This window comes from Micromonospora sp. M51 (assembly GCF_018070305.1).
Taxonomy (GTDB): Bacteria; Actinomycetota; Actinomycetes; order Mycobacteriales; family Micromonosporaceae; genus Micromonospora; species Micromonospora parva.
Map to the genome: position 1 here is coordinate 1 of NZ_JAGPXZ010000847.1, position 2,420 is coordinate 2,420.

The 2,420-nt window shown below is 72.8% G+C and carries 2 protein-coding genes; one reads left to right on the plus strand and one right to left on the minus strand.

Annotation, left to right across the window (positions count from 1 at the left end; all coding sequences use genetic code 11):
- The coding region (locus KBX53_RS29675; protein ID WP_210862951.1) for an elongation factor G-like protein EF-G2 at positions 1-1,765 on the minus strand (1,765 nt) is incomplete at its 3' end.
- A gap of 249 nt (positions 1,766-2,014) precedes the next feature.
- On the opposite strand from KBX53_RS29675, the gene KBX53_RS29680 reads away from it, so the two are divergent.
- Positions 2,015-2,420 (plus strand): CDP-alcohol phosphatidyltransferase family protein (locus KBX53_RS29680; protein ID WP_210862953.1); only part of this gene is annotated, 406 nt, incomplete at its 3' end.

Sequence of the window (2,420 nt, forward strand, 5' to 3'; positions counted from 1 at the left end):
GTGTCACCCGCAGGTCCACCACCGGGTGGCCGGCGACCAGCCCGCGCTCCAGCTGGGCACGGACGCCCTTCTCCACCGACGGGATGTAGTTGTGCGGCACCGCGCCGCCGACGACCCGGTCGACGAACTCGAAGCCGCTGCCGCGCGGCAGCGGCTCGACCTCGATGTCGCAGACCGCGTACTGGCCGTGGCCGCCGGACTGCTTGACGTGGCGGCCGTGCCCCTTCGCGGGCACTGTCAGCGTCTCGCGCAGCGACACCCTGACCGGCTCGGTGTCCAGCTCGACGCCGCCGGCACGCAGCCGGTCGAGCACCACGTCCGCGTGTGCCTCGCCCATGCACCAGAGCACCAGCTGGTGGGTCTCCGGGTTGCGCTCCAGCCGCAGGGTGGGGTCGCCGGCGACCAGTCGGGCGAGGTTGCGGGCCAGGGCGTCCTCGTCGGCGCGGCTGCGGGCGACGATCGCCACCGGCAGCAGCGGCTCCGGCATCTCCCAGGGGGCGATCAGCAGTGGCTCGTCCCTGGTGGAGATGGTGTCGCCGGTCTCGGCGCTGCCCGACTTGGTGATCGCGCAGATGTCACCGGCCACGCAGAACGACACCTCCCGCAGGGTGGCGCCCAGCGGGGTGTAGATGTGCCCGACCCGCTCGTCGGCGTCGTGGTCGGGGTGTCCGCGTTCGGCCAGGCCGTGGCCGGAGACGTGCACCGTCTGGTCGGGGCGCAGCGTGCCGGAGAAGACCCGGACCAGCGAGACCCGACCAACGTGGCGGTCGACGGTGGTCTTGACGACCTCGGCGACGAGCGGCCCGGCCGGATCGCAGCTCAGCGGCGGACGCGGTGAGCCGTCCACGCCGGTCACCGCCGGCAGCTCGTGCTCCAGCGGGGAGGGGAACGCGGCGGTCAGCACCTCCAGCAGCACGTCCAGCCCGACGCCGGTCTGGGCGCAGACCGGCACCACCGGGTAGAAGTGGCCCCGGGCGACGGCCTTCTCCAGGTCGTCGATGAGCACCTCGTCGCTGATCTCCTCGCCGTCGAGGTAGCGGTCCATCAGGGTCTCGTCCTCGCTCTCGGCGATGATCCCCTCGATCAGCTCGTCGCGGGACTCGTCGATGGCCCGCTGGTGCTCCGGGTCCGGGTCGCGGACGTCGGCGGGCAGCCCGGCGCTGTAGTCGAAGACCCGGCGGGTGATCAGGCCGAGCAGACCTTCGGTGGACACCCCGTCGTCGCCGAGCATCGGCAGGTAGAGCGGCATCACGTTGTCGCCGAAGAGGCGCTGGCAGAGCGCCACCGTCTCGTCGACGTCGGCGCGGGGCTGGTCCAGTCGGGCCACCGCGACAGCCCGGGGCATGTCGACGGCGGCGCACTCCTCCCACAGGGCGACGGTGGCCGCGTCCATGCCGCCCGCGGCGGAGACCACGAACAGCGCGGCGTCGGCGGCCCGCAGCCCGGCGCGCAGCTCACCGACGAAGTCGGCGTACCCGGGCGTGTCCAGCAGGTTGACCTTGATGCCGTTGTGCAGCAGCGGCGCGCAGGACAGGCTGACCGAGCGCTGCTGGCGTACGGCGGCGGGGTCGTGGTCGCCGACCGTGGTGCCGTCGACCACGGTGCCGGCGCGACCGATCGTGCCGGTCGCCGCGAGCAGCGCCTCGACCAGGGTGGTCTTGCCCGCCCCGGAGTGGCCGACGAGCACCACGTTGCGAACCCGCTCGGGCTCGGTCACCACCGGCGTGCCGCCGGTGGAACCCTTGTCGTGACTCTTCTGCGCCATGGGGCGCACCTCCCTCAGCCGGTGGTGGTGGCGACCGCCGCGCGACGGGAAGCGGCCCGGGGCGAGTGCGCGGCGATATCCTCCGGTGGTCTGCTGCACAGCGGGAACTCAACGGGCGGACGGGTGAGCTGGCTCACCTCCCGGCTCGATCTCACACCCGTTGCCGGACAGGCACAAGCCTCCCCCGGGCGGGTCGGCGGTACCGTCCGTATCGGCAGAGCTGGGCGGACCGTTATCGTGGGGACCGCCATGGCGAAGATCTTCCAAGTGTCGGCCCGCGCGGGGATGACCCGCGTCGTCGAGCCGATTGCCCGCGCCCTGCTGCGCGCGGGCGTCACCCCCAATGCCGTCACCGTCGCGGGCACCGTTGGTGTGCTCGTCGGCGCGCTCGGCTTCGGTGCTCGCGGCCATCTGGTCGCGGGCGCGTTGATCGTCACCCTGTTCGCGCTCACCGACCTGCTTGACGGGACGATGGCCCGGATGAGCGGTGGCTCCACCCGGGTCGGCGCGTTCCTCGACTCAAGCATGGACCGGGTCGCCGACAGCGCCGTCTTCGGCGCTGTCGCGTACTGGCTGGCCACGCAGGGCAACTACTCCGGGGTGGCCGCCGCGTTGGTCTGCCTGGCCGCCGGCAGCCTGGTCTCCTACGTGAAGG